The following is a 20060-nucleotide window of genomic DNA, read 5'->3' as shown; positions in this document are numbered from 1 at the left end:
AAATCTCCTCATGGTTGGAGACTTGATCTTATTCTTCGTGCTAGGGGATTAGAATGCGGGGTTTATGATGCGCTTACGAATAAACAGACAGACACAACACATAGGCAAGAAGTAACAAACTGATAAGGTTAGCGTTTACAACACGACGCCCCTTGCATCCATCCCGCTCGCCTTGAGAAAGGTACTCAGGCTAAGCGCGGCCAAGGCAGCACAGCGTAATTTGCTTAATAAGGAAAGAAGTCGAGCTTATCGAGGCTCCGGGCTTGTCCAACACCTGAATATGGGTGTCGGCTTCGCGACACCTATTCTTGTATGTTATGTGCTGATTACTTTGCACATATTATGACTAACCACGCCGTAGCCAATGCTTTTATACAAAGCTTTTGCACCTTCGTTTTGATTAAATACATGAAGAGCAACACTTGTCACTCCGAGTTCTGAGACCACTTTCTCGATTAGATTGAGTGCTGATTTTGCATAGCCATTTCTCCGATACTCTTCGTAGATACCAATGTCATATATAAAGGCAGATTTTGTAGAAGCATACTCCTCAACTTTAATTCCAATATAGCCAACCTCAATGTTACTTTCGGATTCTATAACATTGAACAGGTAATTATTTTTGGTATCTAATCCATCAGGCAAAAGCCAATCATATTCTTTTTTAGAACGGTCTAATATATCAAAATCTTCCCAACGACCAGACTCAATATTATCTTGTGCATAATGAGGAATGACCAAATTTAAATACTCTGTAAAAGAGCTTTCATCCATAGCTTTTAATGATACTTTCATAGTTAAGGTAACTCTCTGAATAAGCACATAACGCCTTTAGCACGCGCCCAAGGCCGGAGCTTGGATTTGTGCGATTGTCTTTTCCGCACAAATTCAAGCGGAGTGTTTTGGGTCGCCGTGCCTAAACTTGTTAAATGTTTTTACCAAGCACGTGCTCTGCAATTTGAAATGCTGCATACCTAGCTTGGCCCTCTTTAGGGTAGTCATTTGGCACCACCTCAATTTCTTGAACTTGCAGAACACCGCCATACTTATTATTGGCTTCTTGCACGCCCTCTATTATTTCTTCTTTGTGACGCTCTACGTCAAATTGAATTTGAGCATCATCTTGGTTTAAGCCAAGACGCTTTACAACAAGTACTCCATTATCCGGAGTTACCCCAAATTTTATAGAAACCAATACACAACCGTGGCCCGTAACATGTTGCCTTCTATAATATGTGCTTTCTGAGATACTCATAGACATTTAACGCCTAAATCAGGTGCGACGCAGGCGTCACCTGTATTTTCTTGTATGTTATTCTTGTATGTTAAATGGCTGAACTTTGCACAATGAATTTAAAAAACAATTCGGTACAACAACCCTTTGTAATTTTAAATTAACTTTCAACGATGTTCATTGATGAAGCTAAATAAACCAATTTCGAAAATTACATCCAATGCTATTCTTATGATGTCGATTCTTTTATGTTTTTAACATAGCTAGAAATTGAACCATCCCAGTAACAATAAGTGCATCTCGCATTCTCAAATTTATGATTACAGTTTTCATAGCCATACAAATAATGCGAGCACTCAGGACACAGCGAACTCATTTTAGATTTATAGGAAAAATATAAACTTCCGCACTCACCGCAAGTATTAGTTTTCAATTAATTCCTCGTGCCATTTAACGCCGCCAACATGGGTAGCGCTGGCTGGCGGAAAATTTGTTTCAAATTTTATGACAGCTTGCGCTATCCCTTATGGTTGGCCTTGTTAACGCTTTAGGCCTTCGGCATCTATGACGGTGAGTCTCGCTATGCGCCCGCCACGCCACCAAGTTCCTTTTGAGCCTACCTTTATACGCTCAGCGTGATATGGACGCCGAGTTTCATCAACAACCCACATATTAGCCTTGCCTCGTTTCGCAATGTAACCCGGCGTTGTATCCAAGATGACGTCGCAATTCTCATCAAGCAACTCAGGCCAGATCATATGAACGCCTTCAACTTGAGGATTGTCTCCTTCGTAGAGGAAATCTACTCGCATTCCTTGAGCAGGTTTAGCGCCCTTTAACTCGTCACAAAGATCTATCTCATACTCCACAACGAAATCGGGGCTTCTATTGAGTCTTTCTTGGTACGGAGTGTAATGATTCATAGAGTGTTAACGCCTCAAACACCGGCATGGTGAAGATGGCGACTTTTTTGGAACAAAAAAGGCGACAGCTTTGCCATGTCCGAGTGCTTTGACTTGTTAGCTGCCACCCTGATACTCCAATGAATCATCCCAGTATTTCGAAAAAAGTTCTGGGTACTTAGTTTTTAAAACAGAAACTGGAGGCCAATCATCTTTGATATCAGGTTCCGCCGGATATTCATATTGCTCTTCCAGCTCTTCTATTTCGCCGTCGTAAGCCTGCTCACAAACATACAAAAGTGCTTCGCCAGTTAATTCTTCAACAGGATCGACCACATTAATAAACGAGGCTAAATAGTCAGCATTGCTCAGAGAGTGCTCAAATCGGTCGCGCCCATTCAAGATTATCCAGTTCCTGAAGTCTTCGAACACATCATCTGAGACGTAATGAATAATGATGTAACACGCTTCGATTAGATCCCAGGTATAAGCTCGATTTAAAACAGTACGATGGATATTGTGAAATTTAACTACTTCCTCTTTGCTTCTAGAAGAAAGAGCTTCTGAAATTGCTTCGCACTGCTCTTCAGGGTCTTTAATTTCTGGTGACCCAGCACTCTCAATAATATTCCAAAATTCTTGTTCGTTCATTGAAGCTTCCATGTAAAGCTAACAGCTTCTTAGATCCCATAATGGGGTGATAAAACGCCCCAAAACGGCGTCTAAAACATATCCACAATATTTACATCATTTTTATCTATAGTAAACAATCAATTATCGGCTTCATAGAGCCTTCGCTGTTATATTCCGACAAAACGCTGACTAATAATGTTATTGGACACTTTACATAACACTGTCTATAAATACAGTATCCAATATGATAAAAGGTTTGTCACATGAAGTCCGCCTTTCTCCTTATGATAAAAGAGCACATGTATAGCCGCCGCTATGCTAAACGCACCATTGAGAGCTATCTATTTTGGATTGCGAGCTTTATCCGCTTCAGTGGTATGCGCCACCCTAACAACATGTCAGATTTGGAAGTGGAACAATTTTTAAGCCACTTGGTGAATCAGCAGAATGTCGCAGCAGGCACTCAGGCGCAGGCCCTTAATACGTTGAGCTTTTTATACAAAGAAATTATTCAACGCCCACTTTCCCTGAAACTAAGCTGATCCGCCGCCATCATATTGATGAAAAGCAGCTCCAACGCGCCGTTACAAAAGCCGCTTACCAAGCGGGCATAAAAAAACACGTCACTCCGCACACGTTACGTCATTCATTTGCAACGCACTTACTACAAAACGGTGCAGACATTCGCACCGTTCAGGCGCAGCTTGGTCATAGTGATGTGCGCACCACTCAAATTTATACCCATGTATTACAGCAAGGCGCGCATGGTGTGGTGAGTCCTTTATCAAGGATCATCTAGCTGTTAACTCTTTTACTTACCCCGAGTACGTTAATTCCTTTGATCAAGGCATATGCCGATTCGCCCGCTTTTAACTGCATTTCTTGTTGCGCCCAAGCAGTGATCCTCGCCTTAATGAATTGCTCGCCCACGGCCATTAGCCACTCGATTTGCTGATCGGCTAGCTCGGTCATCCCCACTAAGGTAACGGGTAAGATATTACGCATGCTGGTTTGCTCGGGTTGCTCACGGCTGATCGCAACATCCGCGGCGCGAATTTTTAGTCGCACGTCATGACCGGCTTGCAGTACCTGTCCTTTCCCTTTCTCGCGATGGCAGCTGCTCCACAAACACAATGGTTTTCCGCCCTCGTCAGCTTTGTTCGCTAACGCCAAGGGTAACATGCCGTGATCGTCGGTTACCTCGGCGACCTTGGCGGTTAATAATACACTTTGTTCGGTCACGCCAAGCCAAGGCTGCATCGCGGGGCTGTTCCACACTTGCTCAAGTGGGCCATGCTGCACAACCTTGCCTGCATCCATTAGCACCAGATGGTCCACCAGCTGTAATACTTCATTTAAGCTGTGGCTAACCAAAATAATCGGCAGGTTAAACTCGCTAGAGAGCGCTTTTAGATAAGGCATTAACTCTTGCTTGCGCGGTTCATCTAGTGAGGCCAGTGGCTCATCCATTAATAGCAATTGTGGGTCTGATAATAGCGCGCGACCTATTGCCACCCGCTGCCGCTCACCGCCCGATAAACCATTAGGGTGGCGTTCTAGCAGTAATTCAATACCCAATAACCCAACAATTCGTGCTAACTTTTCCGGCGTGTCGGCGCGGGTTTGATGGCCATAAAGTAAATTACCGCGCACGGTGTAATGGGGAAATAACCGAGCATCTTGAAACACATAGCCAATGCGTCGTTGCTCAGGTGCTAACCAACGTTTGCGCTGACGATCAACAAAACATTGCTGCTGAAATTCAATCCGCCCCGCATCAGGTTTAATTAATCCCGCAATCAGGTTGATTAAGCTGGTTTTACCCGAGCCTGATAGGCCAAAAATGCCCACAACCCCTTGCAGCGGCAAGCTGATATTAAGGCTTAACCGGCAATCACCCAAGCGCTTGTCACAGGCTAATACCAAATTGGCTAATTCACTCATCGCCCGCCCTCACGCTTGGTTTGGTTTTTACGTGATAACCACTCCGAGCCAAGTAGCGCCATTAACGCCAGCACCACAGCAATCACACACAAACGCGCGGCGGCAAACTCTTGTCCCGGCGTTTCAATAAAGCTAAACATCGCCAGCGGTAAGGTTTGGGTTTCATTAGGAATGTTGGCAACAAAGGTAATAGTGGCACCAAACTCACCCAAACTGCGGGCAAAAGCCAATACTAAGCCAGCCAATAAGCCGGGATAAATTAATGGCAAACTAATGGTGAAAAACACACGAATAGGCCCCGCACCTAAAGTGCGTGCCGCTTGTTCTAGCTTGGGGTCAACGTTATCAAATGCCAAACGCAATGAGCGCACCAGTAATGGAAAAGCCACCACTGCAGCGGCCAAGGCGGCGCCGCGCCAACTAAAAGCAAAACTCAGCCCCAAATACTGCTCTAGCCAAGCCCCTAAGGCAGACTGCGGGCTCAATGACAGCAATAATAAGTAGCCAGTCACCACGGGCGGCAGCACTAATGGTAAATGCACTAAGCTGTCTAATACGCTCTTACCCCAAAATTGACAACGCGATAGCACCCATGCCACCACCAGCCCAATTGGCAAGCTACATAACACCGCGACACTGGATACCTTTAAGCTAAGTAGTAAAGCCTGTGATTCATAATCGGTTAACATGAATATTTATCGTGTCCATTTTTTACTTAGTTTACGTTTTGTTTTAAATTAACAAAACCAAATGCCTGCCAAGTGTTTCTTGCCTGCTCAGACCAAAGATAATCATAAAATGCGTGAGCGCTACTTTGCTCAGACAACAACCCAGCAGGATAAACAATAGGAGAGTGCGAGGCGTCAGAAAATTTCGCCACTGTCACTACTTGTTTCGAGGTGAACGCATCACTGGCATACACGACTCCCAATGCTGCTGCGCCCCGTTCAACTAAAGCCAAGGTGGCTCGCACGTTGTGACTAAAGGCCATTTGTGCTTTTAATTCAGACCATAAGCCTAAAGTTGTCATGGCTTGCTGCGCATACATACCGGCTGGCACATGTTGCGGGTCGGCCACCGCCAGCCGCTGCCCTGCAAGGACATTTTGCCAGCTTTGCAGCTGAGTTAAATTAAAACCTAGTTGTGCTTTTTTACTTACCAGCACCAGTTGGTTACTTAATAAAAGACGATTTTGGTGAATGACCACCCTAGGCTGCTGCTGTAAATAGTCCATCCACTTTTGATTAGCGGAAACATATATATCCACCGGCGCGCCTTGCTCAATTTGCCTAGCCAGTGCTGATGAGGCGCCAGTAACCAAGGTGATGTTCACATCGTTATGGGTTGATTGATAAGCCTGCAGCAACTGTTGCATTGCAGGTTGCAACGAAGAAGCAACTAACACCCTCACCTCATTGGCCTGCGCGATATTTATGCTGCAGCAAGTAGCGAGCAGTGTAGCTAAAACTCGTTTTAACATCGTGCTAGGTTATCCTTGGCTTTCTATTAGGCATATTTTGCTCTGGTACATAAAACCCTAACTATACCTCACTTTTATCGCCCATCAATTGCCTAATTTTCGCCCATTTTGTAAGCTAAGCCCCTCTCTCGTATTAAAAAATAAAGAATTAGCATAATGTTTAAAAAGACTAAAGAAGAAGGCTTAACCTACATATCAGAAAACTGCGCTATTACTGGTGACCTTAATTTACAAGGTGAAGTGATTATTAATGGCACTGTAGAAGGCAACATTAATTGTGTTGGCAATGTCACCTTAGGCCGTAGCGGTATTCTCAAAGGCGTATTAAAAGCAAACGAGGTGTTTGTATCGGGCACCATTGAAGGTGAAACCCATTGCGATATTTTGAATATTGAAAACAAAGGTATCGTGAATGGCGAGCTATTTAGTAGCGACATTCGCATTGATAAAGGCGGCCAGTTCTTTGGTGTGCGTAAACATAAAAACGCTGAAGAAAAAAACATTGTTGATTTTGACAAAAAGCCAACCGCTAAAGACGATAAAAAAGTCGCCAAAGGTTAACCGCGCCTGATATTCTGCCCAATATTTAGTTAATGTTGGGTATTAATTTTGTCTGCTAATCAACAACCATTAGTAAAAAATCAAAAGACGGCCGTGCTATTTGCACTAGCAGCCGTTGCTATGTGGTCTACTGTTGCCACCGCTTTCAAGGTTACCCTAAGCTACTTCAGCCCGATCCAAATGATTTTAGTCGCCACTGTAACCAGCATAGTGTTACTTGGTGGCATTTGTTGCTGGCAAAAAAAACTGTCTTTATTGCCTAGCTACCTCAAACAACAAGGCAGCTTGTTACTGCTGTTAGGCTTAATCAACCCACTTTTTTATTATCTATTACTGTTCCAAGCTTATGATTTATTGCCAGCACAGCAGGCTCAAGCCCTCAATTACACTTGGGCAATCAGTCTTACCTTGCTGGCGGTGCCGCTGTTAGGGCAAAAGCTCACCAAGGCGGATGGCTTGGCTATTTTATTGGGTTATGGCGGCGTGTTGGTGATCGCCACCCAAGGCGACCTATTAGCGTTAGATTTTCAAAATCCCGTTGGTGTCGCCCTTGCCTTGGCCAGCACCTTGTTATGGGCCTTGTATTGGATTTTAAACACCCGCCAACAAGGGGATCCCATTGTTGCCTTGCTGGTGTGTTTTAGCTTGAGCTTGCCGTTTGTTTTGTTCGCGACTTGGTATATTGATGATTTTCAGATGATGGCATGGCAAGGTTGGGTCGGCGGAATTTACATTGGCATATTTGAAATGGGCTTGGCGTTTGTATGTTGGCTGAACGCAATGAAATACGCCGAGCACACCGCCAGCATCAGCAACCTGATTTTTGTATCGCCTTTTGCTTCACTGTTTTTACTAAATTGGATTATTGGTGAGCCCATTTACGCCTCAACCTTAGTTGGCTTAGGCTTGATCATCGCCGCGCTGCTGAGTCAGCAATGGTTAAATCGTAAACTAAGCAGAACGAGCGAATAGGCTCAAGTAAGCAGGTGGCTAACAATCTCTGGGTCAATCTGCTGCAATAACTGTTGCGTCTTGCTGGCTTTGATATCAAGGGCCACCCAGCCATCGGTGCCCATAACATCAATGGTTTCGACCTCTATTTGAACTGATTCAGGGTTAACTGGATCATGGCAACCTTGGTCTCCGGTGAGTCGAAAAATACCTTGCGAGGTATGTAATCTGCTAATGCTAAATTGAACCATCACTATCCATATTTATCAATGTAAAACCCCATGTTTGATTGTTTATTCTGCGACAACTCCTGCATTCTTTCGCCGTACACTTGATGTAGGAACAGCATTTCTGCTGCGAAAACTCAAGCGCCATAACCAAAGCATTAAGCGTATTCCCCCCCCGGAGCAGCGCTTGCTCTGCGAAAATCACAAATTCCCTGAGCAAGCTCATGTCCTACAAAAAACACCAATCAACTAGCTCAATGGAGCTGTATTTATACAGCGAATTCAATCATCAAGCAGGCAAAATCACTGATGAGGCTCAGTCTTAAGAAAAGGCAAAAATGTGCAATAGCCCTTGACTAATTCCCAAGCAAAATAAAGCCAATAAACCGGTATTGGCGCAAGAAGCAACAAGCCAGCCCACCACCATTGTTTTTGCTGTACTGATCGCATGCCAAGGTAGCAATAATGTACAAAGGTGACCACTAATGAAACCAATAACAACTTTAAATAGTGTTCGCGTAGAAAAAAGTCCTGCGGCGAGAGCTTATTCACAATAATCGTGATGACTAGCAGCAAAACGCCTAACAAGCCCAAGTAGTTAAAGAATTTTTCAGTTTTCATCACCAACACTTAAAATCAAATAAAATATGTTCATACCCGATAGACAGTAAGGGCACAATCAATAATCACAACACTTAGTGAAATTGTGATTTACAACCAAACTGTTAAGCTGATTAACAACATAATAGATGGCATAGCACATATTTTTGCAAAGAGAGAACTTTTTATGATTAAGCAAGTGGGCAATACCGTTATCAATGAGAAGCATATGGCCAGTTGCCATTGCGGCGCGGTGCAATTGGAGCTGAGCTTACCTAATGGTATTGAAAAGCCCAGACGTTGTGATTGCTCAATGTGCCGTCGCCGTGGCGCAATTGTTGCCTCGGTTGCACTTGATGGCGTTAATATTATTAAGGGACATCAGCAACTTAAGCTGTATCAATTTAATACTCATACTGCCAAACACTATTTCTGCTCTGAATGCGGTATTTATACTCATCACCAACGTCGTTCGTCCCCCAATGAATACGGCTATAATGTGGGGTGCTTAGAGGGCGTTAATCCCTTCGAGCTCGGTGAAGTCGTTACTAATGATGGTGTAAACCATCCTGCGGATAGGAAGTAATCACTTATGAAGCAAGGCATCAGTGGCTATCACTTAGATGAAGAAAATCATTGGGTCGCCGAGCTCCGCTGCGGCCATTTTCAACATGTGCGCCACGATCCGCCTTGGCAAATGCGCCCTTGGGTGATCACTGAAGCAGGTAGAGAAGTCATGATAGGGCATCAGCTCAATTGCCTGAAATGCGATCAAGGGGCGGCCAAAGATCAGCTTGGTAGTGAGGGCGACAAATAAATACCTTATCCCTCATAACAACGAGTTAATAGCGAGAGGCGATTCAAAGTTTAGCTGTAATATAGGTAGTAACATCATGTCTTTATTGACTTTTACACCTTATGGATAAGCTATGTCAGCACCAGCCAAATCAGTACGAACCATTAAAAGACGCTATTGGGGGATACTCGCCCTCTTATTAGTCGCCATACTTAGTTATATGGCAATCATGATCCTTCAAGACCCGCTTGCAGATGATGAAAAAATTATCGCCATCCCATTCTTTGCCTTGGCGGCACTAGCACTTTTTCTGGGCAGCTATGGCTACAGTGACACCCTGATTGAATTTAGAACTAACACCCTTACCCACTCAACTGGCTTTTTTGGCCCAAGACGTTCGAAAAAAGTCACCATTAAACGTCCGCACCACGTTGAGGTTGCACTTAGGCAGGTTGATTCTGGTGAGGTTAATAGTAAGAAGTCTTACTATATAGTTTCCTTGGTCAATGATGAGCGTACCGATATCAACAAGTTTTATTCTGTCACTCCCGCCAGAGCCTTAGGCCGAGAATTGTCACAAGGTTTTAAAATTAGGTTACGCGATTACACTGTTAAAACTTACAAGAAGTAATAGCAGCTTAGTTAGCTGTCTGGTGGCACATACTGCGCAATGTAGTGGGGTAACGATTTTTCTGGGCCGGTAGTGAAATGCTCAGGCAAGATTGATAGATGCTGGATCCTATCAATACGAAAGTGACGATAAGCGTTCCTGAGCTCGCACCAAGCGATCATGGTCCATACTTTGCCCCAAAATATTTGCCCTAATGGCTGCAATACGCGCGATGTTACCGCCCCATTTTCAGCAACGTAATCAATGCAAATTTTCTGCATCGCATCGGTGGCATGGCGCAGTAGCTGGCTGTGCTCCGCGGTTTTTGATTGGATGTGGTAGTCAGGAACCAAAATAGGAAAGCTTTCTAGTTGTCGCTTTAAGTGATCCGGTAATACCGACAGTATCTTTTGTGACGCAGTATTACTGGCACTGGCTAATTCAGGATCGGACCATGCCCGCACCATGCGCATCCCCAACTCAAGGGCAACCATTTCTTGTTCATTAAACATTAATGGCGGTAAATGAGAGCCTGCCTGTAGCACATACCCCACCCCCGCTTCGCCTGCAATCGGCACCCCAGATAAGATCAGTGATTGAATATCACGATAAATGGTCCGTTCACTCACCATCATGACTTCAGCAAGCTGCGCCGCCGTTACAGCATAACGCTTGCTACGTAATAAAGTTAATAAGGCAAACAGCCGCTCTGATTTACTCACTTTATTCCTTAATTCAATTAGGCTTTTGTGCAATATACAAAAGCCCAGTTAGAATATTTATTCGCTTTACTCTGCGCTATCACATGATGAGAAGTGGACCTCTTGATGTTGCATCACCACCGAATCTTTATCAGTCAATGCGATTAAAGCCTGGCAGTCTACGCTGCTCATAAAGGCCTCATCAGCCGCTTTTGCGGCCGCCATTGACTGCCAATAATATATGTCTGTCCAGCGTTGTTGCTCTGCATTATAGCTAAGTGAACGGTATTGAAAACCGGCTAACTGAGCAATCGCCGTCTGGCTACGCGCCACTGCGGCCATAAAATCTTGCTCGGTTACACCTGCTGCCAATTTAAAACTAACCATTTCAATTACTGAGTTCATGTTCTTTCCTTTGGGTTATTGTTATCAACGGGATAACAATAATCCGAGGCGTTGACAGGAACTGTCAGTAGGGTGAAGGGTTTGTATTAGGCTGCCACAGCTTACTTGCTGCGATCCCCCTGTGGGAGATGTATGGGCTTCTCCCACAGGCAATGCAAAACCTTACTCCGCTAACGGCTCCGGCGCGGGTTTTGCCGCAGGTTTTTTACCCCGTATGCGTTGCACAACTCGCTGAATATCATCAATCATCAAATACAAAGATGGGATCAAAAACAGCGTAACCACTGTTGAAAATAACACACCATAAGCCAACGACACCGCCATCGGGATCACCATTTGTGCCTGCATACTCGTTTCCATCATAATTGGCATTAAGCCAATAAAGGTCGTTAACGAAGTGAGTAAAATCGCGCGAAAACGGCGGCATCCTGAATGCAATACCACTTGGTGCAGCGGCTTGCCTTGGTCGCGGGTTTTGTTGATATGATCAACCAATACCAAGGAATCATTCACCACCACCCCTGCAGCAGCAATAATGCCGAACAAGGATAGCGAGCTAAGATCAATGCCCATTAACTGGTGGCCCGCCACTGAACCAATAATACCAAACGGGATCACCGACATAATAATCAACGGCTGGGCATAAGACTTCAGCGGGACCGCCAACAAGCTGTAAACCAACAACATTGACAGCGCAAAATTTCGTAGCTGTTCATTGGCACTGCCTATTTCAAGCTGTACTTTGCCGCCCATTTCACTGCTCACTCTAGGGTATTGCAGCAACAGCTTAGGAATAAAGTTATCACGGACATCCTGAGCCAACTTGAAGGGCTCCACTTGAGAAGCATCAATTGACGCCCAAACACTGACGGTTTGACTGCCATTTTCACGGCGAATTTGACTCATACCATCAACAAAATTAACTTGTGCCACTTCCGACAGGGGTACTTGCACGCCCGTCTCGGTTTGGATCAATACCTTATCGACTTGACTGATACTATTACGCTGAAACTCAGGGTAGCGCAGCATCACTTTAACTTCATCGCCACCACGAATAATTCGCTGCACCTCTAAACCATAAAAGCTTTGGTTCACCTGCGCAGCAATATCAGCCAAGCTTAAACCTAGGCTATGGGCTTGTGGCTTGAGAGAAAATTGCACTTCTTGACTGTGACTTTGGCTACTGTCGTTAACATTACCCACCCCAGCTAAGCTATTAAGGTGTTGTTTTAACGCGGCAACTACGGCATCAAGCTGCTGCTGATCTGAGCCTTGCAAGCGGAAGCTAATATCACCGTCATCACGGTCATTACCAAACAAGTTGTCTTGAATGGTCAGGGTTTTCATTCCCGGCAAGGGGGGGATCGCTTTATGCCAGCGCTGCGCAACGGCAAAAGTATCCATTGGCCTTAACTCTGGCAGCACTAAACGCACTAAAACTTCCGCTTCGGTACGGCTGCGTAAATCCACCTGCATGTCTGAAATCATGCCTTGACCAAATTCAGCTTCTAGTTCGCGGTCAACCTGATACAGCGCTTGCTCAATTTTTAACGCCATGTCTAAGGTCGCTTGCTCTGACGCATTCACATTCATGGTCAAGCTAATGGTCGGAAAGTCATGGGGAATTTTTGGCTGACCGACAAAGCGAACTAAACCACCTTGATACAAGCCCGCACACACCAAAATCAAGCTAATGAATAGCATAATCAAAGTATAACGATGGCTTAAGGCACGCGCTAAGCAGGGCCGATAAAGCCGCTGAATAAACCAAGTTAAGCCGCTGTCCACCTTAGCTTGTAAATAATTAACCCCTAAGCGAAGCCAGTCGAGTGGATTTTTTGAACCCGATTTGACCACTGTTGGTGACTTCATTGCGGCTAGATGGGCAGGCAAAATAAGCTTTGATTCCACCAACGAAAACAGTAGACACAGTATCACCACAAAACCAATGGCCTGACCAAAAGCCGCCGACGGACCATCATCCAACACTAAAGGTAAAAACGCCGCAATGGTGGTTAACACCCCAAACGTAGCTGGCATGGCAACACGCTTAACCCCGCTGATCACACTGTCGATGTTTTGCCCATATTTGCTCGACTCACTGTGGGCACTCTCACCCATCACTATGGCGTCGTCCACCACCACACCGAGCACTAAAATAAAGGCAAATAAACTCACCACATTAATAGTTACATCGATCATGCTCATTGGCATAAAGAGCAAGGTACCAAGAAAACACACAGGTAAGCCCATCATGACCCAAAAAGCTAAACGCACGCGTAAGAACAGTGCCAGCATCAAAAAGACTAACACCGCGCCGCTTTGCATACTGTCGAGCATTAAGGCTAAACGGCCTTCTAGGTAGTAGGTCATGTCGATCCAAGGCTCAAGATATAGCCCTTGAGGCAAACTTGCTTGCTTGGTTTTTAAGTAGTTTTTTACGGTGTCAGCAACCGCGGTTAAGCTTTGATCTGCCGCAGCGCCAACATAAAAAGTCACCGAATTTTTACCGTTAAAACGCGAATAATGCATGCCTTCTTCTAAGCCATCATTAATTTGCGCCACGTCACCTAGGGTAAGTAACGAGCCATCTTGATGGGTCAGTAACGGCACCGCCGCAAAGTCGGCCTCGCCATAGGCTTGGTTAGCTACCCGCAGGTTAATGTAACCATTTTCCGAGCGGATCCCACCTGCTGACATATTGCCAGAATGACGCTGCACAGCGCGGGCAACTTGGTTAAAGGTTAAGCCGTATTCACGCAGCTTATCTTTGCTAACGGTAATTGAAATTTCATCATCTAAACCACCGTAAAATTCGGTGATGCTGACACCAGGAAGCTGGCGAATTTCATCATAAATTAGCTTACCGGTTTGCTTTAACTCACGTGGCGCTAAATCGCCATATAAGCTGATATACATTACATCTTGGCGCATCTTAATGCGCTCAATTTGCTTACTTTCCATTTCAGCAGGAAAATTCGATACACTGTCGATGGCGGCTTTCACTTCGTCGAGCACTAAAGTTGCATCGTATTCTTCGTTAACTTCAATGTAAGACGTGGCATAACCGCGATCAGCGTAAGCAATAACTCGCTCTAGGCCTTGCACTTGCTCAAGGGCATCTTCAAATTTAATCAGAATACCTTCTTCCACCTCTTGCGGTGCCGCGCCCGGTAGCACTGCATTAAATTTGATCCAATTCACTTCCACTTGCGGGAAGAATTGTTTTCTGATCGACCCAGCGGTTAGCAAACCTCCGACAATTATCATGATCATTAATAAATTTGCCGCCACACTATTGCGGGCAAACCAAGCAATGATGCCTTTGTTGGTATCCAGCATGATTACCCCTCCTTCGCCGCGTTCTCGGTAGCGCTTTCACGCGCGAGGGCATCATCATTAGCTGGAGCGACTAAACCTTCATGCTCTATTGCTGGTTTTTCAGGGTCGTCGACCCAATCCAACTTCATACCCGGCATGGCATAGTCGAGTGCAGAGTTAATCACCTTGTCACCTTGTTCTAAGCCTGAGCTGATAACCGCTTCACCAGCGTTATAACGCAGCACTTCCACCTGGCGGTATGCCAAGGTGCGCTCTGGAGTAAGCACAGCTACTTGACCATCTGTAACAAGATGGCGAGGCAACACACTTACCTCACCCGCGTGAATACCCTCAATTTCAGCACTCACATAGCTACCAAAGGGCAAGATTGAATTCGCCGATTGCTGCGCATAAGGATCTTTGATTTCTGCAACTAAGTAAGCCATTCGGCTATTGTTATCAATTACGCTCTCGTTACGGACAATTTTGCCTTGAAACAAGCTGTTCCCTGAGGTCAGTATGACATCGGCACCAATGCCCTGATGAACTAAGTACTTAAATTCTTGTTGCGCCAGCGGCAAACGCACCTCTCCTTGCTCTGTGCTTAATAAGTGGCCAAGCACCTCACCAGGAGCCGCATACCCCCCCGGACCAATACTACGGCTGGCAATGAGCGCATCATAAGGAGCGCGAATAACAGTTCGATCAAGATTTCGTTGCGCTTGTTTTAAACTCGCCTCAGCCGATTTTAACTTGGCCTGCTCTTGTGCCAACTGTGGTTTGCGCAAGCTGAGCTCGGTTGGTAGCTTACTTTTAATGTCAGACCATTGCTCTTTAGCCACTTTGCCGTAGGCCACTTCTTGTACCAACGCAGCCTTCGCAGCCGCTAGATTTGCTTGGGCTTGAATTAAATCGACTTCATAGTCACTGGGATCAATTTTAGCCAGTACGTCGCCTTTTTTAACGAAGCCACCACGAATGAACTGCGGCGACAAAAAGGTGATTTCGCCACCTACTTGGGCCACAAGTTCGGTTTCATATTTAGCGCTAACAATGCCGTAAGAGGAAACGGTTAAGGTCATGGGTTGAAAATGGTTTTCCAGCACACTAACTTGTACTAGCTTAGTTTCCGGTGGTTTCTGCTGTGGTGGTTGTTCTAAGGACGCTAGACCAAAATATCCCCCAACGCCCAATCCAAGTACCAACACAGGTAACAATATTTTTAGCTTATTCAAAATCCCATCCTTAACCATCTTTCCCATTGACTTAAACGCTTGCTAAGCATGCAAATGTTAACTTCGTTATTCTAAAGTGAGTTGGTTCGCACTCAACCAAGATAGTTAACTATTTTTTGTAAAGTCGCTTTTACAACCTAGTCAGGCCCATATCATGAGCCCATTTTAACCCCAGTGATGAGGCGATCCATCATCGAGTCGCTTCAAACTAGTTGTTTCTTTTACAACGATATTCTTGGCCTGCGGCACTACTTTTCAACACCATAGTTGAATTCGAAATCGCCAAAATCTGCAATGACTCACTCACATTCACAGGGAACAATTCCTTCGGGTTAACAATATTGTCAAATTCGGGGTCAGTTAAATTGACAACACTGACATCGGTCAGAGTACTTATCAAATAGCCCTGTTCTACCTTCCAATTCGACGTGCTATTAACGGCATACTCAATTTCAGGTAAATCAGGTGCAAATTTGGCTTTTAATAATCCTTTGCTAACCAACTTTCCACCACGGATAAACAGGTCATCAGATTCAATCGACACTTGGGCACCACTTTCCTTTACCGCAAATGAACAATGCCAATCACCCAAAACCTTTTCGGTTAGCCGCTCGGAAGAAGAGGGGTCGGTACTGGCCTGAACTGACAGAATACCAGTACAGAGCAAAATGCAAATAAGACGTAGGGTAAAATCCATCTTTCTACCTTAATAATTTTAGACTAATCATCAAGCTTAACTGTCAGCTGGCATAACCTGTTTACTTGATTGGGTCTGGCAGTGGTAATTGTTCGAGCCAACTGAGTAACGTCGGTATTGCAGTGCTCGCCATCGCATATTCTCCTAGCCAAACCAATTTTAACAAGTCTTTAATACCGTAGCTTTGGCCACTGAAATGCTTAGCGTCCAGTAAACCATGGTTGGCATCGTCCAATAGAGCAGTCGTAACAAAAGGGTTTGGCTGCTGTTGCCAATAGGCAAATTCCGTTTTAGCATCAACATTCAAATCATCCTTGCCCCACAAGAGTAAGGTAGGGATGTTAATCTTTGTGTATGCAGAGCTGGCATCAGAGTTTATATTTTTAATAACAAATAAAAACCGCTGACGCGACATGTCACTGTTACGCCGGTAATCGGAGCGCAATGCCGATTTGAAGAAACGCACTTCATCATTGTATTGAGCTATAGCCACCTGAGTATCGGCCTTACTACTGCCTAATAATTGATGCTTCACGCGCGTATAATAACGACCCTGATCGATCCAATTTCTTGCAAAACCAACACCAACGGCAAAACCCACTTTATAGTCATTGTTTGATAATTCAGGAACCACCCAACCTGCTTGGCTAAAACCAATCAAGCCAGTATTACTAGTGGTAAAGCCATAGGTTTGTTGTACCCATTCAACCGCAGCCATCACCTCTTGTTGGCGATCGCTCATTGTTTGATTAAGCCAGTTACCCGACGAATCCCCCACTCCGGGCTTATCCCAACTTAGCACAGCATAACCTTTGGCTCTAAGAGGCTCCCAGATCAATTCATAATAACCATCGGCATCATACGTTTGCGCACCATCGCCATGAACAAATACCAGCACAGCTTTCGCTGGCTGGTTTTGTAGTGGCGTTAGATACACACCTGACAATTTATTTTCACCATCATAAAAAGTCACAGGCTGCGCATTCGCGTTCACCGCCGAAATAAACAGAAACAAAATAAAAGAAGAGATAGTCAACCACAATGTCATCAACCACTTCCACTGGCTAATATTAATATCCATCGTGTGCCTCCTAACAGTCTATTTTATGATTCAGGTAGTAAGCTGCGTAGACCCATTTGATCCACCACCACTAAATAGGAACGCCCTAAGTCTGCGTTACACAAGTCGATCTTTTTCCCGCCCACTTCTAGCCCAGAGGCACAATTAGTAACAGCTAAAGCCTGAGTTACCTTGCCTTGCTCTGTCGTTAAAGCTACCTCCTCGGAACCATTAAGACTCACAGGCATCGCACTGTGAGTAAATAGGCGAACTTTGTAAACGCCATCTTGATCCGCTGATTCTTTGCCGAAGTATGTCAACTTGAATTGAGTGCCCATCATCCAAGCAACGACCCATAATTTAGGCGTTTCTTTATATTCAAAGTCGAGATTAACGCTCGCTTTAGCTTGTTTTATCAAAGTGTTACTATCGCTAACTCCTAAGTGCACGCCAGTTTGATGCGCTCTATACGTATGGAAGTATGTTTGCGACTCATTCACCCCAATATTACTCAACACTTGATGGCCGCCATTAAACAATTCATCTTGCTCGTCATCCTCTAATACATCATCACGCATCAAGTAAAAATTCACCGCTTTATCTGTGGTATTGATATAGGTGAAATGTGCTTTAGTTTCGATTATTTTTTTCAAGTCATCCGAGCCACAGCCACTCAATACAAGCCCGCTAAGCGCCAAACAACCCAATAATGAGCATTTCTTTATTATGTCAAACGTTGTCAACTGCATTTTCTCATTCCTTCCATATGAATAACCAAAGCAAATATATTGCTCAGTTAAGATAAGGGTTTTTAATGGCGTTTAGTGTTAGCAATTGTAAGATTTAACGGCGATTTTGTTAGTGTACAACGCCAAATTAGAGTGTTGGATTTAATCAATACTAAATGCCACCATTTTTTGTCAGGACATGCTGTTGATTGACGTCGTCCAATCATCAATCTTTTCAATCACATACTCCTCAATAGTGGTTTCAATTTCCCAATATTCTTGCGGACCCGTTCCCTTTTTCGCCGTTTGGAATAAGTGATTTAAGTGGTCAAAAGTGTGCACTTCTGATTGCGGATGACGCAGCAAATGACGAGTTGGTGCTTCATTAATAGCAGCTGAGACCAGTAGGTCTTTTGCGCCAAATAACGCCAATACGGGGCCGCGGTATTTCTTAATTAAAGGTTTTATATCCCGATGTGCTTCAGTGAACCACCAATTAGATCCAAATTGGTCTACTACATTTTGAATATGATCCACATCTGTGATCCCCGCATTACGGGTATATTCTCGTAATAATGATTGGGCTTGCTCTTTAGTGCTTGAGATCCGTAGAATTTCAAAAATATCTGTTAATTCTTTAACTTGCAAATCAGATAAAGATTGCGGAATACCATTAGCACGATTGATTTCTTGATTCTGACGTACCACAGCCTGAGCGGTGGTTTCGACACTAATACCTGCCAAACTAATAATAAAATCAGGGGGCTCTATTTCTGCGGCAAGCAAGGCTTTAATACCTCCTTGAGAGTGCCCCAAAAAACCAGATGAGGTCAGCCGAATGTTTGAACTCTCACGCAACCATTTTAGGGCAGCGGCCGCATCAGCAGAGAACTCATTATCAGAAGCAGTCATATAATCTCCCGTACTATCGCCAACGCCTCGGTTGTCGTAACGAAGTACCGCATAACCGCGCTGAGTTAATAGATGGGAAATAACTAAAAAATATTGATGCCCTGCTATTTCATCATTCCGACTCGCAGGAGGGGCCCCGCTTTCATGGCCTGAAATTAACACCACCGCAGGAAAACTCTCTCCTTCTGTTGGATAAGTTAACTCGCCAGCTAACAAGGTGCCATCAGTAGGGTTAACGAATTCCACTTGCCTAATATTATATTGCCGCTCTTGCGGCTCTTGTGGATGAGGCACAAGATTAAACAGAATATTATCTAGGGCATTACTGCATGCTGAAAGTAAACGTACCAACGGCAGTAATGCCATTTTTAAGAAACGATTCATAAATCCTCACAAAAACGCTTTTGAAGCCAAATAAGGTTCATTGCAAAGATAATGGTTTTTGATTCGTTTTAGTGTTAACAATTGTAAGGCTTAGCAAAAATTTATTCCGCAAGTCATTACAGAAATCTACCCAACAAACACGCCACCGCACAGACTAGATAACTAATAAGTATTTTTCCGGCAAATTTCCTTTCAGGGGAAAACAAAGCGTATCGGGATAAATTCACTGCACTTTGCAGGGAAAAATACCCTGTCACAGCGCCATCACATCAGGTTTCCTAAACATTCACCTTATAAGTCAGGTCGGTCACTTCATCGCCAGTCATACCGCGAAAACCCCATTGATAAGGCGCTTGCTCTTTAATGATCACTTCGATATCCACTGGTTTGATGCCAAGCTGTTGTTCAATGTCGACAAACAGCGTTTTAATTAGTCGCTTTTGTGTTTCGATTTCACGCCCCGCCATCAGGTTAATTTCAATCACGGTATAGGCATCGCTGCGTCCGCCAGGCGCATAAAAATCACTTTTATCCATAGGTATAAAACGATGAGCCCGTTTATCTTCAGGCATGCCAAGCACGCTTTGCATCGCGCCGTGAATCACATTTGAAAGCTTAGCTTTAATGGGGTTAAGTTGTTCAGCAATACCATAAATAACTATCATATTTTGCATCCTTG

23 protein-coding genes and 1 pseudogene are annotated in these 20060 nt (G+C 44.4%); 6 read left to right on the top strand and 18 right to left on the bottom strand.

What is annotated here, in order from left to right:
- Window positions 1-315: 315 nt before the first annotated feature.
- The 4 genes from Q4519_RS13780 to Q4519_RS13765 all read right to left on the bottom strand — a co-directional run bounded on the left by Q4519_RS13780 (window position 316) and on the right by Q4519_RS13765 (window position 2787).
- Window positions 316-795 (bottom strand): N-acetyltransferase, encoded by a 480-nt coding sequence (locus Q4519_RS13780; RefSeq protein ID WP_303513146.1) that lies wholly within the window; start codon window positions 793-795, stop codon window positions 316-318.
- Window positions 796-925: 130 nt separating this feature from the next.
- Window positions 926-1255, bottom strand: coding sequence for a hypothetical protein (locus Q4519_RS13775; RefSeq protein ID WP_303513145.1), 330 nt, complete (start codon window positions 1253-1255; stop codon window positions 926-928).
- A 518-nt stretch (window positions 1256-1773) separates the two neighbouring features.
- Window positions 1774-2103 (bottom strand): hypothetical protein, encoded by a 330-nt coding sequence (locus Q4519_RS13770; protein ID WP_303513143.1) that lies wholly within the window; start codon window positions 2101-2103, stop codon window positions 1774-1776.
- A 150-nt stretch (window positions 2104-2253) separates the two neighbouring features.
- Window positions 2254-2787: a DUF4240 domain-containing protein gene (locus tag Q4519_RS13765; RefSeq protein ID WP_303513141.1), complete on the bottom strand. Its 534-nt coding sequence runs from the start codon at window positions 2785-2787 to the stop codon at window positions 2254-2256.
- 245 nt (window positions 2788-3032) lie between these two features.
- Between Q4519_RS13765 and Q4519_RS13760 the strand changes: the two are divergent.
- Window positions 3033-3568, top strand: a pseudogene (locus Q4519_RS13760) (phage integrase N-terminal SAM-like domain-containing protein).
- Here the strand turns inward: Q4519_RS13760 and modC are convergent.
- Genes modC through modA form a run of 3 tightly spaced genes read right to left on the bottom strand, consistent with a single transcriptional unit; the run spans window position 3565 to window position 6193 of the window.
- Window positions 3565-4713 carry a molybdenum ABC transporter ATP-binding protein gene (gene modC / locus Q4519_RS13755; RefSeq protein ID WP_303513137.1) on the bottom strand — a complete coding sequence of 383 codons (1149 nt, stop codon included), beginning with the start codon at window positions 4711-4713 and terminating at the stop codon, window positions 3565-3567. The pseudogene Q4519_RS13760 and the gene modC sit on opposite strands and share 4 nt — an antisense overlap.
- Window positions 4710-5402, bottom strand: a complete 693-nt coding sequence (modB, locus tag Q4519_RS13750; RefSeq protein WP_303513135.1) for a molybdate ABC transporter permease subunit — start codon at window positions 5400-5402, stop codon at window positions 4710-4712. Before modB ends, modC begins: the two co-directional genes overlap by 4 nt.
- 26 nt (window positions 5403-5428) lie before the next feature.
- A complete protein-coding gene (gene modA / locus Q4519_RS13745; protein ID WP_303513133.1) occupies window positions 5429-6193 on the bottom strand; it encodes a molybdate ABC transporter substrate-binding protein in 765 nt (254 codons plus the stop codon).
- 156 nt (window positions 6194-6349) lie between these two features.
- On the opposite strand from modA, the gene Q4519_RS13740 reads away from it, so the two are divergent.
- Window positions 6350-6754 carry a polymer-forming cytoskeletal protein gene (locus Q4519_RS13740; RefSeq protein ID WP_303513130.1) on the top strand — a complete coding sequence of 135 codons (405 nt, stop codon included), beginning with the start codon at window positions 6350-6352 and terminating at the stop codon, window positions 6752-6754.
- Window positions 6755-6802: 48 nt separating this feature from the next.
- Window positions 6803-7726, top strand: a complete 924-nt coding sequence (locus Q4519_RS13735) for a DMT family transporter (protein ID WP_303513129.1) — start codon at window positions 6803-6805, stop codon at window positions 7724-7726.
- A 2-nt stretch (window positions 7727-7728) separates the two neighbouring features.
- Here Q4519_RS13735 and Q4519_RS13730 read toward each other — a convergent pair whose 3' ends face one another.
- The gene (locus tag Q4519_RS13730) at window positions 7729-7956 is read right to left on the bottom strand and encodes a hypothetical protein (protein WP_303513128.1); all 228 of its coding nucleotides are present in this window, start codon (window positions 7954-7956) and stop codon (window positions 7729-7731) included.
- A 279-nt stretch (window positions 7957-8235) separates the two neighbouring features.
- Complete coding sequence (locus Q4519_RS13725) at window positions 8236-8553, bottom strand: hypothetical protein (protein WP_233054100.1); 318 nt, start codon at window positions 8551-8553, stop codon at window positions 8236-8238.
- A 166-nt stretch (window positions 8554-8719) separates the two neighbouring features.
- Between Q4519_RS13725 and Q4519_RS13720 the strand changes: the two genes are divergently transcribed.
- The 3 genes from Q4519_RS13720 (at window position 8720) to Q4519_RS13710 (ending at window position 9959) form a co-directional block, all read left to right on the top strand.
- The gene (locus Q4519_RS13720) at window positions 8720-9118 is read left to right on the top strand and encodes a GFA family protein (protein WP_232803279.1); all 399 of its coding nucleotides are present in this window, start codon (window positions 8720-8722) and stop codon (window positions 9116-9118) included.
- Window positions 9119-9124: 6 nt separating this feature from the next.
- Window positions 9125-9349 (top strand): DUF3565 domain-containing protein, encoded by a 225-nt coding sequence (locus Q4519_RS13715; protein ID WP_232803280.1) that lies wholly within the window; start codon window positions 9125-9127, stop codon window positions 9347-9349.
- A 112-nt stretch (window positions 9350-9461) separates the two neighbouring features.
- Window positions 9462-9959 carry a hypothetical protein gene (locus Q4519_RS13710; protein ID WP_303513123.1) on the top strand — a complete coding sequence of 166 codons (498 nt, stop codon included), beginning with the start codon at window positions 9462-9464 and terminating at the stop codon, window positions 9957-9959.
- A gap of 11 nt (window positions 9960-9970) precedes the next feature.
- Here the strand turns inward: Q4519_RS13710 and Q4519_RS13705 are convergent, their stop codons facing one another.
- The 9 genes from Q4519_RS13705 to Q4519_RS13665 form a co-directional block, all read right to left on the bottom strand.
- Window positions 9971-10660, bottom strand: a complete 690-nt coding sequence (locus tag Q4519_RS13705; protein ID WP_233054096.1) for a YafY family protein — start codon at window positions 10658-10660, stop codon at window positions 9971-9973.
- 66 nt (window positions 10661-10726) lie between these two features.
- Window positions 10727-11044, bottom strand: a complete 318-nt coding sequence (locus Q4519_RS13700) for a hypothetical protein (RefSeq protein WP_232803283.1) — start codon at window positions 11042-11044, stop codon at window positions 10727-10729.
- A 162-nt stretch (window positions 11045-11206) separates the two neighbouring features.
- Complete coding sequence (locus tag Q4519_RS13695) at window positions 11207-14386, bottom strand: efflux RND transporter permease subunit (RefSeq protein ID WP_303513121.1); 3180 nt, start codon at window positions 14384-14386, stop codon at window positions 11207-11209.
- A 2-nt stretch (window positions 14387-14388) separates the two neighbouring features.
- A complete protein-coding gene (locus tag Q4519_RS13690) occupies window positions 14389-15600 on the bottom strand; it encodes an efflux RND transporter periplasmic adaptor subunit (RefSeq protein ID WP_303513120.1) in 1212 nt (403 codons plus the stop codon).
- Window positions 15601-15808: 208 nt separating this feature from the next.
- Complete coding sequence (locus Q4519_RS13685) at window positions 15809-16297, bottom strand: hypothetical protein (RefSeq protein ID WP_303513119.1); 489 nt, start codon at window positions 16295-16297, stop codon at window positions 15809-15811.
- A gap of 61 nt (window positions 16298-16358) precedes the next feature.
- Entirely contained in the window at window positions 16359-17378 is a 1020-nt protein-coding gene (locus Q4519_RS13680; RefSeq protein WP_303513117.1) for a S9 family peptidase, read from the bottom strand.
- Window positions 17379-17401: 23 nt separating this feature from the next.
- Window positions 17402-18106 carry a hypothetical protein gene (locus tag Q4519_RS13675; RefSeq protein WP_303513116.1) on the bottom strand — a complete coding sequence of 235 codons (705 nt, stop codon included), beginning with the start codon at window positions 18104-18106 and terminating at the stop codon, window positions 17402-17404.
- A gap of 171 nt (window positions 18107-18277) precedes the next feature.
- Window positions 18278-19381 carry a S9 family peptidase gene (locus tag Q4519_RS13670; RefSeq protein ID WP_303513114.1) on the bottom strand — a complete coding sequence of 368 codons (1104 nt, stop codon included), beginning with the start codon at window positions 19379-19381 and terminating at the stop codon, window positions 18278-18280.
- 278 nt (window positions 19382-19659) lie between these two features.
- Window positions 19660-20046, bottom strand: coding sequence for a tautomerase family protein (locus Q4519_RS13665; protein ID WP_232803290.1), 387 nt, complete (start codon window positions 20044-20046; stop codon window positions 19660-19662).
- Between the last annotated feature and the right edge of the window lie 14 nt (window positions 20047-20060).

Origin of the sequence: Motilimonas sp. 1_MG-2023 (assembly GCF_030547455.1) — a bacterium.
Lineage (GTDB): Bacteria > Pseudomonadota > Gammaproteobacteria > Enterobacterales > CBDFNC01 > Motilimonas.
This window is presented reverse-complemented; position numbering and strand designations above follow the sequence as displayed.

What these genes read in the sequence shown, in the direction of transcription:
- Q4519_RS13780 (WP_303513146.1), bottom strand. Translation starts at nt 795, where the DNA reads ATGAAAGTATCATTAAAAGCTATGGATGAAAGCTCTTTTACAGAGTAT.
- Q4519_RS13775 (WP_303513145.1), bottom strand. Translation starts at nt 1,255, where the DNA reads ATGAGTATCTCAGAAAGCACATATTATAGAAGGCAACATGTTACGGGC.
- Q4519_RS13765 (WP_303513141.1), bottom strand. Translation starts at nt 2,787, where the DNA reads ATGAACGAACAAGAATTTTGGAATATTATTGAGAGTGCTGGGTCACCA.
- modC (WP_303513137.1), bottom strand. Translation starts at nt 4,713, where the DNA reads ATGAGTGAATTAGCCAATTTGGTATTAGCCTGTGACAAGCGCTTGGGT.
- modB (WP_303513135.1), bottom strand. Translation starts at nt 5,402, where the DNA reads ATGTTAACCGATTATGAATCACAGGCTTTACTACTTAGCTTAAAGGTA.
- modA (WP_303513133.1), bottom strand. Translation starts at nt 6,193, where the DNA reads ATGTTAAAACGAGTTTTAGCTACACTGCTCGCTACTTGCTGCAGCATA.
- Q4519_RS13740 (WP_303513130.1), top strand. Translation starts at nt 6,350, where the DNA reads ATGTTTAAAAAGACTAAAGAAGAAGGCTTAACCTACATATCAGAAAAC.
- Q4519_RS13730 (WP_303513128.1), bottom strand. Translation starts at nt 7,956, where the DNA reads ATGGTTCAATTTAGCATTAGCAGATTACATACCTCGCAAGGTATTTTT.
- Q4519_RS13725 (WP_233054100.1), bottom strand. Translation starts at nt 8,553, where the DNA reads ATGAAAACTGAAAAATTCTTTAACTACTTGGGCTTGTTAGGCGTTTTG.
- Q4519_RS13720 (WP_232803279.1), top strand. Translation starts at nt 8,720, where the DNA reads ATGATTAAGCAAGTGGGCAATACCGTTATCAATGAGAAGCATATGGCC.
- Q4519_RS13715 (WP_232803280.1), top strand. Translation starts at nt 9,125, where the DNA reads ATGAAGCAAGGCATCAGTGGCTATCACTTAGATGAAGAAAATCATTGG.
- Q4519_RS13710 (WP_303513123.1), top strand. Translation starts at nt 9,462, where the DNA reads ATGTCAGCACCAGCCAAATCAGTACGAACCATTAAAAGACGCTATTGG.
- Q4519_RS13700 (WP_232803283.1), bottom strand. Translation starts at nt 11,044, where the DNA reads ATGAACTCAGTAATTGAAATGGTTAGTTTTAAATTGGCAGCAGGTGTA.
- Q4519_RS13695 (WP_303513121.1), bottom strand. Translation starts at nt 14,386, where the DNA reads ATGCTGGATACCAACAAAGGCATCATTGCTTGGTTTGCCCGCAATAGT.
- Q4519_RS13685 (WP_303513119.1), bottom strand. Translation starts at nt 16,297, where the DNA reads ATGGATTTTACCCTACGTCTTATTTGCATTTTGCTCTGTACTGGTATT.
- Q4519_RS13680 (WP_303513117.1), bottom strand. Translation starts at nt 17,378, where the DNA reads ATGGATATTAATATTAGCCAGTGGAAGTGGTTGATGACATTGTGGTTG.
- Q4519_RS13675 (WP_303513116.1), bottom strand. Translation starts at nt 18,106, where the DNA reads ATGCAGTTGACAACGTTTGACATAATAAAGAAATGCTCATTATTGGGT.
- Q4519_RS13670 (WP_303513114.1), bottom strand. Translation starts at nt 19,381, where the DNA reads ATGAATCGTTTCTTAAAAATGGCATTACTGCCGTTGGTACGTTTACTT.
- Q4519_RS13665 (WP_232803290.1), bottom strand. Translation starts at nt 20,046, where the DNA reads ATGATAGTTATTTATGGTATTGCTGAACAACTTAACCCCATTAAAGCT.